The organism is Acinetobacter chinensis, assembly GCF_002165375.2.
In the GTDB taxonomy this organism is placed as follows: Bacteria; Pseudomonadota; Gammaproteobacteria; order Pseudomonadales; family Moraxellaceae; genus Acinetobacter; species Acinetobacter chinensis.
In genome coordinates this window covers 2,557,265-2,574,126 of sequence record NZ_CP032134.1, presented here as the reverse complement: position 1 = coordinate 2,574,126, position 16,862 = coordinate 2,557,265, and the positions used below count along the sequence as shown (strand labels likewise).

The 16,862-nt window shown below is 40.6% G+C and carries 14 protein-coding genes and 1 tRNA gene; 7 read left to right on the top strand and 8 right to left on the bottom strand.

What is annotated here, in order from left to right; genetic code table 11:
- The first annotated feature begins 11 nt into the window (after positions 1–11).
- The 3 genes from cysN (at position 12) to CDG60_RS13150 (ending at position 4,782) form a co-directional block, all read left to right on the top strand.
- Positions 12–1,625 (top strand): sulfate adenylyltransferase subunit CysN, encoded by a 1,614-nt coding sequence (cysN, locus tag CDG60_RS13160; RefSeq protein WP_087511913.1) that lies wholly within the window; start codon positions 12–14, stop codon positions 1,623–1,625.
- Between the two features lie 104 nt (positions 1,626–1,729).
- A complete protein-coding gene (locus tag CDG60_RS13155) occupies positions 1,730–3,460 on the top strand; it encodes an ATP-dependent nuclease (RefSeq protein WP_087511912.1) in 1,731 nt (576 codons plus the stop codon).
- Positions 3,448–4,782: a UvrD-helicase domain-containing protein gene (locus tag CDG60_RS13150; RefSeq protein WP_087511911.1), complete on the top strand. Its 1,335-nt coding sequence runs from the start codon at positions 3,448–3,450 to the stop codon at positions 4,780–4,782. The genes CDG60_RS13155 and CDG60_RS13150 overlap by 13 nt, the downstream gene beginning before the upstream one ends.
- On the opposite strand, the gene CDG60_RS13145 is transcribed toward CDG60_RS13150, so the two are convergent.
- Both CDG60_RS13145 and CDG60_RS13140 read right to left on the bottom strand, forming a co-directional pair.
- On the bottom strand, positions 4,777–5,634 hold the full coding sequence (locus CDG60_RS13145) for a DMT family transporter (RefSeq protein ID WP_087511910.1): 858 nt from the start codon (positions 5,632–5,634) through the stop codon (positions 4,777–4,779). The genes CDG60_RS13150 and CDG60_RS13145 overlap by 6 nt on opposite strands.
- A gap of 56 nt (positions 5,635–5,690) precedes the next feature.
- Positions 5,691–6,278 (bottom strand): TetR/AcrR family transcriptional regulator, encoded by a 588-nt coding sequence (locus CDG60_RS13140; RefSeq protein WP_087511909.1) that lies wholly within the window; start codon positions 6,276–6,278, stop codon positions 5,691–5,693.
- Between the two features lie 276 nt (positions 6,279–6,554).
- On the opposite strand from CDG60_RS13140, the gene CDG60_RS13135 reads away from it, so the two are divergent.
- Positions 6,555–6,644: transfer RNA gene (locus CDG60_RS13135), tRNA-Ser, on the top strand.
- A 122-nt stretch (positions 6,645–6,766) separates the two neighbouring features.
- On the opposite strand, the gene CDG60_RS13130 is transcribed toward CDG60_RS13135, so the two are convergent.
- From CDG60_RS13130 to CDG60_RS13110, 5 genes are read right to left on the bottom strand one after another with little or no spacing between them, the layout of a single operon-like run.
- Positions 6,767–7,570 (bottom strand): ABC transporter ATP-binding protein, encoded by an 804-nt coding sequence (locus CDG60_RS13130; protein WP_087511908.1) that lies wholly within the window; start codon positions 7,568–7,570, stop codon positions 6,767–6,769.
- Entirely contained in the window at positions 7,567–8,583 is a 1,017-nt protein-coding gene (locus CDG60_RS13125; protein ID WP_087511907.1) for a FecCD family ABC transporter permease, read from the bottom strand. Before CDG60_RS13125 ends, CDG60_RS13130 begins: the two co-directional genes overlap by 4 nt.
- A 1-nt stretch (position 8,584) precedes the next feature.
- Entirely contained in the window at positions 8,585–9,613 is a 1,029-nt protein-coding gene (locus CDG60_RS13120) for a FecCD family ABC transporter permease (protein WP_087511906.1), read from the bottom strand.
- A 6-nt stretch (positions 9,614–9,619) separates the two neighbouring features.
- Entirely contained in the window at positions 9,620–10,612 is a 993-nt protein-coding gene (locus CDG60_RS13115; RefSeq protein WP_087511905.1) for an ABC transporter substrate-binding protein, read from the bottom strand.
- Positions 10,613–10,617: 5 nt separating this feature from the next.
- On the bottom strand, positions 10,618–11,427 hold the full coding sequence (locus tag CDG60_RS13110) for a siderophore-interacting protein (protein ID WP_087511904.1): 810 nt from the start codon (positions 11,425–11,427) through the stop codon (positions 10,618–10,620).
- 250 nt (positions 11,428–11,677) lie between these two features.
- Here CDG60_RS13110 and CDG60_RS13105 point away from each other — a divergent pair, with 250 nt between their 5' ends.
- Positions 11,678–13,000, top strand: coding sequence for a condensation domain-containing protein (locus tag CDG60_RS13105; RefSeq protein ID WP_087511903.1), 1,323 nt, complete (start codon positions 11,678–11,680; stop codon positions 12,998–13,000).
- 21 nt (positions 13,001–13,021) lie between these two features.
- Here CDG60_RS13105 and CDG60_RS13100 read toward each other — a convergent pair whose 3' ends face one another.
- Positions 13,022–13,795, bottom strand: coding sequence for an SDR family oxidoreductase (locus tag CDG60_RS13100; protein WP_087511902.1), 774 nt, complete (start codon positions 13,793–13,795; stop codon positions 13,022–13,024).
- Between the two features lie 162 nt (positions 13,796–13,957).
- Between CDG60_RS13100 and CDG60_RS13095 the strand changes: the two genes are divergently transcribed.
- Both CDG60_RS13095 and CDG60_RS13090 read left to right on the top strand, forming a co-directional pair.
- Positions 13,958–15,184, top strand: coding sequence for an isochorismate synthase (locus tag CDG60_RS13095; protein WP_087511901.1), 1,227 nt, complete (start codon positions 13,958–13,960; stop codon positions 15,182–15,184).
- Positions 15,185–15,195: 11 nt separating this feature from the next.
- The gene (locus tag CDG60_RS13090) at positions 15,196–16,860 is read left to right on the top strand and encodes a (2,3-dihydroxybenzoyl)adenylate synthase (protein ID WP_087511900.1); all 1,665 of its coding nucleotides are present in this window, start codon (positions 15,196–15,198) and stop codon (positions 16,858–16,860) included.
- The last annotated feature ends 2 nt before the right edge of the window (positions 16,861–16,862 follow it).

The window sequence follows — 16,862 nt, the reverse complement described above, 5'->3', positions numbered from 1 at the left end:
AGCTTTGAGCAATGTCTCATCAATCAGAATTGATTAGCCAAGATATCTTGGCCTATTTAAAACAGCACGAAAATAAAGACTTATTGCGTTTTCTCACTTGCGGTAACGTGGATGATGGTAAATCGACTTTGATTGGTCGTTTACTTTACGATTCAAAATTGATTTATGAAGATCAATTACAAGCGGTCACCCGCGACTCGAAAAAAGTCGGTACGACAGGTGATGCACCTGATTTGGCGTTACTTGTTGATGGTCTGCAAGCGGAACGTGAGCAGGGGATTACCATTGATGTGGCTTATCGTTATTTTTCTACAGAAAAGCGTAAGTTCATCATTGCAGATACTCCAGGGCATGAGCAGTACACACGTAACATGGCAACAGGTGCGTCCACTGCTGATCTTGCGATTATCCTGATTGATGCGCGATATGGCGTACAAACACAGACTCGTCGTCACTCATTTATTGCGAGCCTGTTGGGTATTCGTAATATCGTGGTTGCGATCAATAAAATGGATTTGGTTGAATTTTCTGAAGCACGCTTCAATGAAATTCAGGCTGAGTACAATGCATTCGTAAATCAGTTAGGCGATCGTAAACCTGCAAATATCATCTTCACGCCAATTTCTGCGTTGAATGGTGATAACGTGGTAAATCCATCACCAAATACGCCGTGGTATACAGGTAAAACCCTGATGAATACCCTGGAAACGGTTGAAATCACACGTGATACCAGTGCGCATGAATTCCGTTTTCCAGTGCAGTATGTCAACCGTCCAAACCTCGACTTCCGTGGTTTCTGTGGCACGATTGCTTTAGGTGAAGTGAAAGTTGGCGATGAAATCGTGGCTTTACCATCAGGCAAAAAATCTACGGTTAAAGAAATCGTGACTTTTGATGGTAATCTTGAACATGCGATTGCAGGTCAAGCCGTGACATTGACATTGAATGATGAAATCGACGTTTCTCGTGGTAATGTCCTTGTCAAAGCAGGCGAGCAACCGTCTTTGTCTCGTTCTGTACGTGCCTCTGTGGTGTGGATGGCGGATCAACCATTGGTAATTGGTAAGCTATACAATGTAAAAATTGGTACACAAACCATTCCTGCGAAAGTTGCGAAAATTAACTATCGTACCAACGTGAATACTTTGGAAAAAACCGAAGTTGAACAGCTTGATTTGAATGCAATTGCAGATGTTGAGATTGAGTTTGATGCGCCTGTGGTCTTTGACCGTTATCAAGACAGTCGTTATACAGGTTCGTTTATCTTCATCGACCGTTTAAGCAATGTGACTGTTGGTGCAGGTATGGTTGAAGCTGCGGTGGAATGGACTGCACATGATGAGCCTGTAACTGCTGAAGCACGTGCTGCACGTTTGGGGCAAAAGCCTGCTGTAGTCGCTGTTTCTGCGAAAGCACTTGAGAATGCACAATCACTTGAAAGTGTGTTGATTCAGCAAGGTGTTGTTGCGATTGCCAAAGCAGGTTTATCTGCTGAGCAAGTTGCATTGCTTCGTCAGACGGGTGTTGTGATCATCAGTGATGTTGCGCAAGGTGCTGATGTGAGTTTTGCTCAGGAATCTGTTGAAGAACTGGCTGAGAAAATTGTGGAATTGGTTCGTCTTTAATAGATTGGATTAATTGAAATAAAACCCGCGAAAGCGGGTTTTATTATTGAAAAATAATTAGATAAATAGAATAATGATTACAAGTTAAGTGAAGATGAATTTGAATGTTTAAAAATTTGATTCTTAAAAATTTCAGAAATTTTGAGCATATTGATATTGTATTAAAAAATAAAAATGTCATTTTGGGAATGAACGATGTTGGTAAAAGCAATCTTTTACATGCTTTGAGAATGGTCTTTGATAAAAAAATAAGATTAGATGAAGTACAAAGTACTGACTTTCATAATAAAAATATAAGTAAACCAATTGAAATAACGGTGAGTTTAGATATATCTGATTTAGCAAATATGGATGTAGAAAAATTAAGAGCAAAAGCAAGAGAAGCTATAACATTAGAAGAATCTCAGACTTTTTACATTCGGTTAGTAATAACGAGCACAAAAGAGGAAGGTATTTTAAAGCAATTTTATTGGGGTGATGATTTAAAAAAGTTAAAAGAAATAAAGAGTAAAGGTATCAACTTTTTAATTTTAGATGATGTTTTTAGCGTAGTTTATATATCATCGCATGTGGAAACAGCAAAAGTATTTAATGAAATTAGAAAAGAAATCTTAAAAGATTTTGAGCTGACGGAACATGATGAGGAACTAAAAAAAGAAATAGTTACAGATTTTCAAAGTATAAATGAAAAAATTCAGGGACTTACGCCAGTTATAAAAATAGAAGAAGAAATTAATAATAATCTGAAATTCTTTGATGAGACTTATCAAGTCAAAATTACTTCGCAATCAGTAGTTGAAGATTTATATAAACAACTAAAAATTTATACTATCGAAACAGTTCATGACCATTTATACCCTGCATCAGGTGATGGTAGACAGAAAAAAATAATGTATGCAATGCTACATTATTTTTTAGTAAAAGAGTCGAAGAAAAAAATTCCACTTTTAATATTGGAAGAACCTGAAAATCATTTATATCTGACAGCACAAATTGACCTATCAATGACATTGTTTGAAGATGAAAAACTTCAATATATTTTTTGTTCAAGTCATTCATCTGAGCTTTTATATCACATTAGTATCGGTTGTAACCTAATAAGACTGTATAGAGGAGCTGATTCATTATTTAGAAAGACAATTAGTAGTTCAGCTCAGATTAGCGATAAATATAATGAAGTGAAAAAAATGTTTGCCGAAAGTTTGAGTAAAGGATATTTTGCTGATTGCGTTCTATTGGTAGAAGGATACTCGGAAAAGCTTTTATGTGATGCAATATTAAAGATGGTATTAACTAAAAATCAATTTCAAAAATTATATGTTTTGCCAGTATTGGGGACTAATTTTAAACCATATAGAGATTTACTAATAAAATTAGGTATAAAAATTATTGTTCGGACTGATAATGATATCTATAAGAATGATATTCATGGTTTAAAAAGGTGTTTAAAATTAATAGATTTAGAAATGGAAAAACCTACCCCTGAATATTTAAAGGGAGTTAAAAGTGAACCTGATAATGAGCTAAATGGAAAAAAATTAAGGTTGCATAAAGAGTTTTCTCCATGTGTAGAGAAGTTGAAATTAGAAAATGATATTTATTTAGCGGAAATAGACCTTGAAAATGATCTTATCAATGCTTTAGCTGATGCCAAAATATTTAAGTGTTTATTAGATGATGAATTAGTAGATCTAAATGAGTTGAAGTCAGAACTTCAAAATAAAAAATGGCACAATATGTATTTATTCCTGAGAGAAAATGAGAGTGTTCTTAAAAATATTTTTGAAGATGTACGGTTTGATTTTTTACAGAGAGTAAAATTATGTCTGAGCTAGACTTTACTGATGAACAAAATTTAATTTTAGATAGTAAAGCAAAAAATATAATAATTTCAGCTTGTGCAGGTGCAGGTAAATCATCAACTTTAGTTGAAAAGGCTAATAGGGAAACTGAACATTGTTTAGCTTGGAAAAAAATAGCAATTCTTACTTTTACCAATAAGTCGAAAAATGATTTAGTCAATAGAGTTGAAAATGAATCAGTCATCATTTCGACTTTTCATGGCTTTATTTTTGAAAATATTTTTCCATTTGATTTAATGATTGGATGTGATTTAAATGAGTCATTTCATAGAAGAGTTGATACATATTCAAATTGGCTAGATACTTTATATGATAAGAAAGTTATTTCGGGATCATCAGGGGTAAATGATTTTATATTAGAACATGCTATTAAATTATGTCATAAAAAGAACGTATTAAATTTTATGAAGTCTAAATTTCATGCGATTTATATTGATGAAGCACAAGATAATAATTTTCAACAATATGAATTGATAGAAATTTTTATAAGTTGTGGTATTAAAGTTTTAATGGTTGGCGATCCAGATCAAGCATTGTATTCATTTAGAGGGGCAAGTGCAGATAAATTTATTGCTTATTCTCAAGATAAAAGATTTGAAAAATATGAATTGAGTAAAAATTTTAGATGTCATTCGATAATTAATGAAGTTGCTAATGGGTATCACTTTCCTGAATTTTCGAAACATGAAAATGGTTGTGGCTATATATTAATTAAAGAAAATAAATTAGATGATATCGTTGGTAGGCTGAGAAATGAATCAATAGTTTTTTTAAAAAAGACTAATAATAGTTTATTTGATTATGATGGAAAGTTTGAGATATTAAAAGAAATTTCATTTTCAAAAGAATTAGATGAAATTGTCAAGTCTGTTGTAATAGGAATTTTAAAGTGTAAATTTGAAGATAACTATAATTTATATCTATTTTTAGAAAACTTAAAGATAGACATTGAAATTTTTAATTCAAATGAAATTGAAATTTTGAGAAATTCTCTAAACTCTATAATTGGTTTGGAAACTAATGTAATTGGACTTTTTTGGGAGTTATTAGGTGTGTTTGAGTTTAAAAATAAAATATTAGAAACATATTTAGATCTACTCAGTCACAAGGATACAAAAAAATTCTTCCAAAATAAAAGTAAGCATAAAACAATGACAATTCACTCATCAAAAGGACTAGAATTTGATAATGTTATAATTAAAAGAGAGGATTTTTATTATAAAGGTAATATTGAAAGAAATAATTTTTATGTAGCAATAACACGTGCAAGAAAACGTGTAATGGTAATTTTATGAATAGGATTGCTTTCTATACACCAAATAAACCCCACTTAAAATAGCCACAATCCCAACATAGTCAAAGGCAGACAGTTGGGTTCTAAAAATCATAAAGTCCAAAATCAAGGTTACAAGCGGTACGAGATAAAACAGACTTGTGGTATTGACCAGATTGCCTGACTGCAACAACTTATAAAAAATCAGTTGCGCCACCACAGAAATAATAATCCCTTGATACAAAACAGGAATCCAAAAGTCTAAATTCATTTCAAAGTCAAAGGATTGAAATGGAATAATCAGTGCAATGAAAATCAGTGAAATCACATATTGCAGAGGTAAAACTTGCCACGGTTTTTCCGAAATTTTACGCTGGAGAATCACACCTGTGGTAATACATGCCAGACAAATAATTGAGGAAACCGTTGCCCACAGCGATAATTTATTTACAAAAAGATTGTTATAAACTAAAAAGATAATCCCGATAAAACTTAGAATCAATCCAAGTAACTTCACTTTAGAAAAACTTTTCTCAGTGATAAAAAAGGTCAAAATCGGCTGTAAAGCTAAAATGGTCGAAAGAAGTCCCGGTGAAATCCCAAATTCAAGCGATAAAAAGTAAAACAGGGTATAACCGGTAATGAGAAAACAACCTGTCAAAATCACATATTTATAAGGTGTATTCTGCGGTAAAAAAGCCTGTTTGCTGATGATGCAAAACAAAGAAATCAGTACAGTCGCAATGAGAAAACGAAAGAACAGAAAGGGTATTACAGCCCCATGATGCAGTCCCCATTTAGTAAAAATGGCGGCACTTCCCCATAACAGGACAAAAGCACCGATACTGCTCAGACCAGATTGTTTGGCATTCATAGAGATATCCTGTTTATTTTTCTCATCTTTGGTTATTTAGATTGACTGTGCTTATATTATTTCGCAGTAAGTTGAAGTTGAGTCTGAATCAAATCTTCTGCCATTTTCCGAACCATAATCAGCTTGTCACTTGAACATTCCAGACCTGCACGTGCGATTGAACCTTCCAGTAAAAAAGACAACATCGTTGCGATATATTGAATTTGTTCAGGATCTGAAAATAATTCACTTAAATGTTCAGATAAAATCTGTCCTATACCTTCTTTAAGCAATTTCACTGCATCACGTTCAGGGCTGTGTGCGGGAAATTCTGCTGCGGCATTGAGCATGCCACAACCACGGAAACCATTGTCCACCGCAGATTCGGCATGATCACGATAGGCATCAAACACCGCTAAAATTTTGTCTAAAGGTGTATGGGCTGTTTCCAGGCGTTTGGCATACAAGGCTTGCCACTCGATATTGCGTGACTCGATATAGGCTTCAATCAGATCGGCTTTGGATGGGAAGTTGTTATACAGCGACATTTTGGCAACGCCTGCTTGATCCGTGATGGTATTGATACCTGTCGCATGAATGCCATCTTTATAGAATAAAGTTTTAGCTGCATCCAGAATTTTATCTTTGGCTTGATTTGCTTTCATAATTTATAAAATAGATATACCGATCTACCTAATTATAAACATGTCTGATTAAAATTCAATCTTCTTATATGAGGGAGAGACTGAAATTGCTGAGCATTTTTGTAATGAATAAATAGCCAGTACGTGAACTGGAGCAGCATAATCCGTTTATTTTTTCTTTTATTGTATAAAAACTAGAAGTTTAAAATAAATTTGTGCTTATTTTGATCGTTTGGTGTTGGTGGAGCATAAAAATAATTGCCAAGTATTTAAAATATTTATATGATAGGCGCCATTGGAAGCGTGGCAGAGCGGTTTAATGCACCGGTCTTGAAAACCGACGAGGGTGTGAGTCCTCCGTGAGTTCGAATCTCACCGCTTCCGCCAGATATGAAAAAGCCCTTGTATTTACAAGGGCTTTTTTTTGTCTGTTGTTTTATCTCTCGGAAGTTGATCGATATATTCGGTGAGATCATTAAATGTTTTACTGGGCTGATCTGATTGATATTTCAATGAGCAGGGTCGCCAAAATTTTCAGGAATGACAATCAGTCTTTGTGTACCTGTCTGGGTTGAGTGCCTTACCTGATGGATCTCAACCTGAACATGATACAGCTGCATGACTAAATCAGACGTGAGAATCTGTGCAGGCATACCCTGAGCAACAATTTCCCCATCTTTCATTGCAATCATATAGTCAGCACATCGGGCAGCTGTGGCTAAATCATGTAATACCATGATGATGCTTTTGCCTCTGTCTGCTAGTTCTCTGACCAGATTCAGGATATCTGCCTGATGCCCGATATCGAGCATGCTGATCGGTTCATCGAGCAGGATGAGAGGTGTCTGTTGAGCCAGCACCATTGCAATCCATGCACGCTGACGCTGTCCACCTGACAGACTGGATAAGGGTAGATGTCTCATTTCAGTCAAATGGGTGGAGGTTAATGCTTCATCTATGGCAAGCTGATCTTCAGTTTTCCATTGTTTAAACCAGCCCTGATGTGGAAAGCGACCAAAACGGATCAGTTGTTCAACCGTCATTCCACTGGGAGCAGTCACATGCTGGGGCAGAAGTGCCAGCTGTCGGGCAAGGTCACGTTTGGACAGATCATTCAGAATATGATTTTCCCACATGACCTGACCATCGTATTGAGCATGAATCTGAGCAATACATTTCAGAAGTGTGGATTTTCCACTGCCGTTCGGACCAATTAAAACAGTCACCTGACCCTGATTCAGTTCAAGATTGATATCTTTCAGCACAGCATGTTTTTTATAGGCTGCATTTAACTGAGAAATTTTGAGTGTCATTTCCTGCTCATATTTCGTGAATTATTATATAAAAGCCATAACAGTAAAGGCCCACCGATCATTCCACTGATAATGCCCGCAGGAATTTCAACGGGTGCCAGCAGAGTTCTGCCGAGCAGGTCTGCAGCTACTACCATTAATGCGCCAATACACATCGCTGGGGCTAAAGGGAAAAGATCTGCAGGGAACAGTTTAAAACTCAGAATCGGAGCTGCAATGGCGACAAAACCAATTGGACCTGCAATACTGACGGCTGTCCCTGCAAGAAATGCTGCAATAACAATCATGATAAAGCGCAATGCCGGTAGCGAAATTCCAATGCTCTGAATGACTGTATCAGGGAGAACAACAACACTGAACAGTCGTCGCCATAACGTGATTATAAAAATCAGTGACAGAATCAAAATGGAAGTTGGTAATAGTACTGAATAACTGCGACCAATTAAGCTGCCTGAACTGAATACTAAAATACTGCTGCTGTGCATGATGGGCAGTGTGGAAAGAATCAGATCAAAACTGGCTTTCATTAAGGTTGCGATTCCAACACCAATGACCAGTATGCGATAACCCTGAGTACCGATCCCACCGGAGGCAATCAGGATAATACCGATACAGGCAACAGCACCGAGCAGCGCATGCCACCATTCTCCCATTACATGACTGTTGGTCAGTAAAATGGTAAAGGCTAAAGCCAGCACAGCACTGTCACTGATCCCAAAAATATCGGGACTGGCTAAGGTGTTTTTTGTGACCAGTTGCAGCAGTAAACCTGACAGTGCCAGAGCTGCACCAATCAGCAGACCTGCCAGCAGGCGGGGCAGCCGGATATTTTCAATCAAAAGCTGATGCATGGGTTGAGCCTGATCAAAAGCCACGGACCAGAGCTCTGCGGGTGAAAGTTGAATCTCACCATACATCAGACTGGTCAGTACCAGAAATAATGCAATGACACAGAGGAGTAACCATGAAATCAGGGGCGGGTTGAATATTGAAAATGAATAAGGTTCTTTCATTTTACTTCTCCGCCTGAACGATGTTCTGCAGGCTGGATTGTCGTACCATCCAGATCAGAACTGGAGCACCGACAAGGGTCAATAAAATACTGACAGGTGCTTCAAAGGGCTGGACAATGATACGGGCAAAAATATCTGCAATTAATAACAGCACCATGCCAAACCATGCACTGTAAAGCAGTTGCTGTTTAATGGTCACTGCGCCAGCAGCCCGGGCAAAATAGGGTGCAATCAGTCCTAAAAAAGCAATCGGTCCAGTCAGTGCAACGGCACTTCCGGTCATGAGTACAATGGCAGTGATACAGCTCAGTTCCAGTAACTTGATGTTCAGCCCCAGGCTCTGGGCAAGCTGATCGCCGACCAGGCTTAAGGTCAGCGGGCGTATGACCGAAAATGTGATGATGACACCTGCCAGAACAGACAGGCTGGCTGTCAAAAGGTACTCGGGTTCAATACGGTTGAGTGATCCAAGCACCCAGAAACGGTATTCATCCAGTCCATTCTGAAACTTCAGTAACAGCGCAGCCATCAGTCCCTGAAAGGTACTGGTGATCGCCAGTCCTGCCAGAATCAGGCGAGTCAGGGAACTGAAGTCAGTCTGTCCACGGGGAGTTAAGGCAAAAACCAGCACAGCACTGACCAATGCACCGACCATTGCCCAGAAAAACAGGCTCAGACCACTGAGCTGTAAAATAACGGCAATAACTACAGCCAGGGAGGCACCACTGTTGATACCAATCAGACCGCTGTCAGCCAGTGGATTTTTTAACAGGTTCTGTAACAGGACACCTGAAAGTGACAGTGCTGTTCCCGTCAGTAACGCTGCAAATGTACGCGGAATACGCAGTTCAGACAAAGGTTCAAGTGGTGTCAGACTGAAACTGGAGAGACTTTGCCAGAGCAGGCTCAGGCTGTGAGTAAAACCCGGTGAACCTGCTCCTTTGGCAATGGACAGTATGCTCAGTAATATCAGTACAGTCACCGCACAGACATATTGTAAATGACCTGATTTCCGCAAAGTTTGAGACATGGCAACTTATGGTCTGGACATATGTGCAGTGACATCTGCGATTGCTTTATTTGCAGCATTTGGACCACCTACACCTGTCCACATGGAAGCATCAACGACAAAATATTGGTTGTTTTTTACGGCATTGAGCCGTTTGAATTCAGGTGTCTGATTCAGTGTGTCCAGTTGCTTTTCAGATGATAAAGCACTGCCGATAATCAACCAGTCGGCATCAATCTGGTCATAGCGTTCTTTACTGATCGGAGAGGAATGACTTGCACCTGCCTGCTGTTGCTGAGTTGGACGGGTCAGTCCTAAATCTGCCAGAACCTGGCTTGCAAATGAGTCTTTAAACATATAAACAGGACCATTTGCTGTCCAGCGGGTGACGCTGACCGTTTGCCCCTGAAGTTTTGCAAGTTTACCTTTTGCCTGCTGGACATTCTGGTCGTATGCAGCCAGTACCTGGGTGGCTTTTTCCTGCTGATTCAGTACATCTGCTATTCGGTTAAAGCTGTTTTTCCAGGCTTCACCACGTGCAAAAGTGACCACAGTGGGTGCAATCTGGCTCAGCTGATTGATCAGCTGAGTATCAATCATACTGCCAGCAATAATCAGGTCAGGCTGTAATGAGAGAATGGTTTCCATGCTGGGTTGTCCAAAATTACCCACTGAAGCAACCTGTTGAGTCTGCTGGGACAGATAGGGCTGAAAGGTGCTCTGACCACGGACATAGGTGCTGCCTACAGGGATAATACCGAGAGCAATTGCACTGTCCAGATCCAGTTCGCTCAGTACAATAACTTTCTGAGGATGACTGGGAATACTGACCTGGCGACCCAAAGCATCCGTAATCTGTCGTTGCTGTGGACTGCTGGTCTGAGTCTGTGGGTCTGCTGACTGAGTGGACGTTGAGGTACTGCCATCCTGTTTTGAACAGGCACTTAAGGCAGCCACCAGTGCAATCAGCGCAAATGTTTTGATTGCAGGAAATCTGCTTTTATTTTCTTGTTTATACATCGGTATTATCCTTCATCGTCCATGACGTTATGACGTTCATCATGGTAGCTTTCTTCACTGTGCCCTCGTTTCCAGTAGGGAACGGCATATAAGTTTGTTTTACTGATGCTGTACTGCTGTCTTAATATTTTTCTTAAGTTGACAACACGTGTGTTTTCACCCGCCAGAGTGACTGAGATATTGTTATGGCTCCAGTCGAGACTTTTAAAAGCATGTTCAATCGTGCTTTCTGTGTCAGAGTCAGAGCTGATCCAGTGAATCTGGATACCTTCAGGGTGGCTTAAATTCTGCTGGTCAGTTTCATTTTCTGTTTCAATCCATACCTCACCAAAAGTCGTATCGGCCAACTGTTCAAGTGATGCTGCAATCATGGGCAGGCTAGATAAGTCACCAATAAAAATAAAATAATCAGCTGCCGGATTGAATCTTGCGGGTCCACCAGGTCCTGCCAGCCCAATGATATTTCCCGGTTGAGCTTTGACCGCCCAGTCAGCAGCAATGCCAAAATCTGCATGACGGACAAAATCAATGACGAGTAGCTGTTCCTGAACTAAAAAATCCCGGATGGTGTAGGTGCGGGTAATCGGTTTTTTTCCATCAGGCCAGACCACTTTACCCAGTTCATTTTTATAAGGGAGTGGTGGAGTGGCATCCAGTTGATCAGGGAAAAATAATTTAATGTGAGCACCGCCAGCATCGTGTGGAAAACCGGAAAAACCGCTGCCTGAAAAGTAGATGCGCTGCATGTGGGGAGAGAGCTGAACAGAGGATTGCACCTGAATGTGTCGTGGCGTTGAAGCGGGATTTGTTGCCATTTTCTCATCTACTTTTGTCTACGGAAGAATAAACATAAAGCTGCATGTCTGCATATTTTATATTCAGGATCAGCATAATATAAATTTAAAGATATTTAATTACAATTGTTAATGATAATTGTTATCTTTTATTACAGATTCTGTCACATCAGTTCTGGATAATATCAGGCGTAACGAATGCTACAAAAATTATCGTCAATTTTAAGACGGGTATTTATCTGATAAAACCTGTTTGATTACTGGTATTTATATGCAAAAAGTGGATACATTGCAGCCGTTGACCCGAGCGCAGCACAGCATGTGGCTCGGTCATAATTATCATGGCAGTCTGCCGTTTCATACCGCAGAATGGCTGGTCATTGAGGGGGCACTCAATAGAGAATTATTTCATAAAGCAGTACTTCTGACTTTACAGGAAGCGAAAGCACTGCACTGGCGTGTGATTGAACAGGAGGGTAAATGCTACCGTCAGGATGACGTTGAGATTCAGCCCGCCCGCTTTATGGACCTGTCACACCTGAATGAACAGGCATTGATGGAATGGATTGAACAGCAGGTGACCCCTGCATTTGATTTAACGACAGGTCATTTATATGACTACACTTTTGTTCATCTGGATGATCAGAAGTATGGTCTGTTTTTCAGGGCGCATCATGTCGCGCTGGATGGCTATGCTTATGGTCTGATGATCAGCCGTTTTATTGATTATTATCAGTCTTTGAAAAATGGAACGGAACTTAAAAACAAGGCTTTTGATCACTACGGTAAATTTATAGAAGATGAGCTGCGTTATATTGAGTCTGAAAAAGCAGAAGCAGATTTAAGTTTCTGGAAGAAAAATTTTTCAGGTGAATATGCACCAAAAAAACGGCTGAAACGTCAGTTGAATGATCCGTTTACTCAGGGTTACCGTTTTGAGGATGTGATTGCTCAGGAGGAGCAACAGCAGTTGAATGTACTGGCTGCTGAGTTGAAGCTGCCTGCTGCAATGATTGTCATGGCAGTATTTATGGGCTATATGGCAAAACAGATGGATGATCAGCAGCAGTGTTTCGGTATACCGGTACTGTCACGTATCGGTACAGCTGCAATGCGGATTCCATGCCTGACCATGAATATTTTACCGCTCAGACTGGGTACTCAGGGGACAGAAAATCTACAGGAAACAGTGAAACTGCTGGCGTCCAGATTTTCAGAAATCCGTCCGCACCAGCAAAGTTATTTTGAGCAGTTACGCTTTGTTCTGGATGACTTTGAACCATTTAATAATATTTTATTTGGTCCTGTGGTGAACTGGATTCCATTTCCATTGCCTGAGTTTTTTGAAGGCTGTCATTTAAAGAAAACCACCATTTCGGCAGGACCGATTGAAGATTTTGATATGGCAGTCACCAATAAAATTGTGGATGGTCAGGAACGGTTGTTTCTGGCGATGGATGGGCATCCTGAACTGTATACAGTGGCGAGTCTGGAAGAATACTGGCATGACTTTATGAACATGCTGAAGTCATGGTTGATGCATCCTGAAATGACACTGAATGATTGTGTGATTGGTAAAAAACTGCCGGATTAGTTCCGACAGTTCTGGGTGGTGCTATACCCCAAGTGTTGCACCACCATCGACGACCAGTTCATGCATGGTGATCTGTTTTGCCTGATCAGAAAGCAGAAACAGTACAGCATTGGCAATATCTTCAGGTTCTGCAATTTTTTTCAGGGGAATGCCGCTGCGGTACTGTTCAAGATTACCTTCAATAATACTTTCAGGAGGTCGATCATCTGTCCATAACTGGCGTTGCATCTGTGTCAGTGTGGAACCCGGCAGGACCAGGTTACAGCGGATTCCGTGGGGCGCCAGTTCCAGTGCCAGGTTTTTAAAATAATGACTGACTGCTGCTTTGGTGGTGGCATACAGCCCCATACCTGATCGGGGAACAAGTGCTGCATTGGAGCTGATACTGACTATGGAACCTGCACGATGTGGAAGCATCTGCTGAGCCACCCACTGACTCAGCTGGGCAGGCCCAATAAAATTGATGTTCAGATTATTCTGCCACTGTTCTTTTGATGTTTCGAGCAGACTGCCCATTTCCAGGACACCGGCTGCATTGACCAGACCTATGATGCTCTGATGCTTAAATTTTGAATGCTGGATTTTTTCAATCAGTGTTGCAGTTTGCTGAATATCGTGGCTGATGGCTTCAAAATTCTGAATTTCCTGGTGGTCAGATGTTTTCATAACCTCCCATTCATCCACCTTTGGATTCAGGTCAATTCCAGTCACCTGATGCCCCTGGGCAAGCAGCTTTTTTACTATGGCTGCACCGATGCCTCGAGCTGCACCGGTAACAATAAATAAGCCCGTCATACTGTACTCCTTATAATTTTAACAAAAATCAAACGATAATGATTATCATTTAAAAATGATAACCATTATATTGTCGGTGTTCAACAGTCTTGAGGTAACTTGAGGTCTCGGTGAACAGGTGCTGTATCGAATAAAAATATCTCCCAAAGAGTGAGAGAAAATATGTTGTCAGTAGAACCATCTGTATTTAAAAATGCAATTGGAATCAAAAGGGAAGAACTGCTGGAAGAAGGTATTCCAGGCTTTGTCTTTGCAACTCCGACAGGCATGATTTCCAGTAAAAAAATGATCAGGAATATTGATTTTGAGCGGTCTGAAAATCTAAATTTTCTGGAGCAGCAAAAAAAATGGTTAGAGCAGGCAAAACAGCAGCTGACCGATCAGATTCAGGAAACAGACAACTCTGAGCTGATTATTGTAGGCAGTCTGCCATTTGATAACCGTGACTTGCCTGAACTCTCCATTGCGGAAGCCAGGAACACACACTTAGCAGATATTGCTGAGGTCAGCTGCACCACATTGTGTGCAGAAAATACGGAAGCAAAGCTGCTGCCACAACATGCAGACTACGTGGATGGGGTCAGAAAGCTGGTTGAAATCATGCAGAAAACTGAACTGAAAAAAGCAGTTCTGGCACGTGCCATAGATTTAAAAACCACTGAAAAAATTAATATTGTCGAGCTGTTTTCCCGTTTATTGATGTCCAATCCTGAGGGATATACTTTTGCTCTGGCACAGAATCCTCAGAAAAATGGATGGTTTATGGGAGCCAGTCCAGAACTGCTGGTGGCAAAGCAGAATGAAAATGTTTTCAGCCATCCTGTTGCAGGAACACTGATCCGCAGTGAAAATCATGCTGAAGATCAGGCACAGGCTGAACGCCTTTTAGCCTCAGCCAAAGATCATTATGAACATCGGCTCGTGATCGAATCCATTGCAGATTTACTTTCTCCTTTATGTAAAACCCTGAATATTCCAAAAACACCCTCCTTAATTAAAACCCAGACCTTATGGCATCTGGCGACTCCTGTTCAGGGCAAACTGAAAGACCCTGAACAGCATATTTTTGACCTTGTTTCTGTTTTACATCCGACCCCTGCGGTATGCGGACAGCCTGCTCAGCTGGCAAGAAGCCTGATTTCAGAGCTGGAACCTTTCCAGCGCAATCTTTTTGCCGGCACGATGGGATGGAGTGATGCTCATGGCAATGGTGCATGGTCAGTCAATGTCCGTTGTGGCCGTATCCGTGATCAGTCAGCCCGACTGTATGCAGGTGCAGGCATTGTGGAAGCCTCACAACCTGAACTTGAGCTGAGTGAAACCGCTGCAAAATTTAAAACAATGTTCAATGCTTTGGGTTTAAAAGCTGAAGAACTGGTCTTCAACTAACAGGTTTTTTCATGTCAGATCATCAACTTATTGAAGCGAAACTCAGGGAAGGAATCGTGCCGTATCCGCCTGAGTTTGTAGAGCGTTATATTGCCAAAGGTTACTGGCAGGGGCAGACCATCAGCCAGTTCTTTGACGACTGTGTTCAGAAATATGCCACACGTACAGCCATTATCTGCGCTGATTGCCATATTACTTATGCTGAACTGGCACAAAAGGTGAATCTGTTCGCTGTATATCTTGCGCAGAAAGGCTACCAGACAGGTGACAGCGTCGTGATTCAGCTGCCGAATATTGCAGAATTTTTTATTGCGTATTTTGCCTCAATCCGTATTGGGATGCGTCCGGTTATGAGTCTGCCTGCACACCGATATGCTGAAGTCAGTCATTTTATTGGACAGACAGAAGCCAGACTTTACATCTGTGCTGAACAGCATATGGGCTTTGACTATCGGACTCTGGCAAGAGAGTGCCAGTCGCGCTGTCCATCACTGCAACAGGTTATTGTCATTGGAAATGCAGCAGAATTTGATGCATGGCCTGAACTGTCAACAGTTGCGAACAGGTATGTGATTACAGCAGAGATTACAGCCAGACAGGTTGCATTTTTTCAGTTGTCTGGTGGCAGCACAGGAACACCCAAATTAATTCCAAGAACACACGATGACTATTTATACAGTGTACGTGCCAGTGCTGAAATCTGTCAGCTGGATGAAAACACCCGCATGCTGATGATACTGCCTGTAGCACATAATTTCAGTTTAAGTTCAGCAGGATCGCTTGGATTGTTTTTTGCCGGTGGAACACTGGTTCTTGCCAGAGAGCCTTCACCTGAAACATGTTTTGAACTTATTCAAACGCACAAGGTTACTCATGTTGCCCTGGTTCCTGCACTGGCAGCAAAGTGGGTCGAAGCTGTTCAGCAGGGTGCCAGAAATATTTTTGCTGATCTTGAGGTGGTACAGGTGGGTGGTGCCCGATTGCCTGATGCACTGGCTAGACAACTGATAGAGGACTATGACTGCTGCCTGCAACAGGTCTTTGGTATGGCAGAGGGACTGGTCAACTATACCCGCTATGATGATTCTGTAGAAACCATCATTTCCACGCAGGGAAGCCGCATCAGCGCAGATGATGAAATTAAAATTGTGGATGATGAAGATCAGGAACTGCCTGCTGGAGAAACAGGACACCTGTTGACCCGAGGTCCTTATACCATACGTGGTTATTTCAAAGCAGAAGAACATAACCGCAAAGCATTTACCCGTGACGGTTTTTATCGGACAGGTGATCTGGTCCGTATGACTTCTGATGGAAATATTATTGTGGAAGGTCGAAGTAAAGACCAAATCAATCGGGGTGGAGAAAAAATTGCCACTGAAGAAGTTGAACAGGTGCTGAATCAGCATACTCAGGTCATACAGTCTGCACTGGTTGCTATGCCGGATCACATGCTGGGTGAAAAAAGCTGTGCGTTTATTCAGTGGCGCCGTGAAGCACATGATCCTGCACCTGTGCGTTTAAATATGCAGCTTAGACAGCATGTTCAGCAGTCAGGTTTAGCCACTTTTAAAATTCCAGACCACATCGAATTTGTCGAGGATATGCCCTATACCGCTTTAGGGAAAATCGACAAAAAAGAATTGCGACAACGTCTTATAAAAGCATCCAATTGAAT

Bases quoted from the DNA above. Each gene is read 5' to 3' on its own strand.
- CDG60_RS13125 (WP_087511907.1), bottom strand. From the start codon at position 8,583: ATGAAAGAACCTTATTCATTTTCAATATTCAACCCGCCCCTGATTTCA.
- CDG60_RS13130 (WP_087511908.1), bottom strand. From the start codon at position 7,570: ATGACACTCAAAATTTCTCAGTTAAATGCAGCCTATAAAAAACATGCT.
- CDG60_RS13145 (WP_087511910.1), bottom strand. From the start codon at position 5,634: ATGAATGCCAAACAATCTGGTCTGAGCAGTATCGGTGCTTTTGTCCTG.
- CDG60_RS13155 (WP_087511912.1), top strand. From the start codon at position 1,730: ATGTTTAAAAATTTGATTCTTAAAAATTTCAGAAATTTTGAGCATATT.
- CDG60_RS13100 (WP_087511902.1), bottom strand. From the start codon at position 13,795: ATGACGGGCTTATTTATTGTTACCGGTGCAGCTCGAGGCATCGGTGCA.
- CDG60_RS13110 (WP_087511904.1), bottom strand. From the start codon at position 11,427: ATGGCAACAAATCCCGCTTCAACGCCACGACACATTCAGGTGCAATCC.
- CDG60_RS13140 (WP_087511909.1), bottom strand. From the start codon at position 6,278: ATGAAAGCAAATCAAGCCAAAGATAAAATTCTGGATGCAGCTAAAACT.
- CDG60_RS13090 (WP_087511900.1), top strand. From the start codon at position 15,196: ATGTCAGATCATCAACTTATTGAAGCGAAACTCAGGGAAGGAATCGTG.
- CDG60_RS13120 (WP_087511906.1), bottom strand. From the start codon at position 9,613: ATGTCTCAAACTTTGCGGAAATCAGGTCATTTACAATATGTCTGTGCG.
- CDG60_RS13105 (WP_087511903.1), top strand. From the start codon at position 11,678: ATGCAAAAAGTGGATACATTGCAGCCGTTGACCCGAGCGCAGCACAGC.
- cysN (WP_087511913.1), top strand. From the start codon at position 12: ATGTCTCATCAATCAGAATTGATTAGCCAAGATATCTTGGCCTATTTA.
- CDG60_RS13150 (WP_087511911.1), top strand. From the start codon at position 3,448: ATGTCTGAGCTAGACTTTACTGATGAACAAAATTTAATTTTAGATAGT.
- CDG60_RS13095 (WP_087511901.1), top strand. From the start codon at position 13,958: ATGTTGTCAGTAGAACCATCTGTATTTAAAAATGCAATTGGAATCAAA.
- CDG60_RS13115 (WP_087511905.1), bottom strand. From the start codon at position 10,612: ATGTATAAACAAGAAAATAAAAGCAGATTTCCTGCAATCAAAACATTT.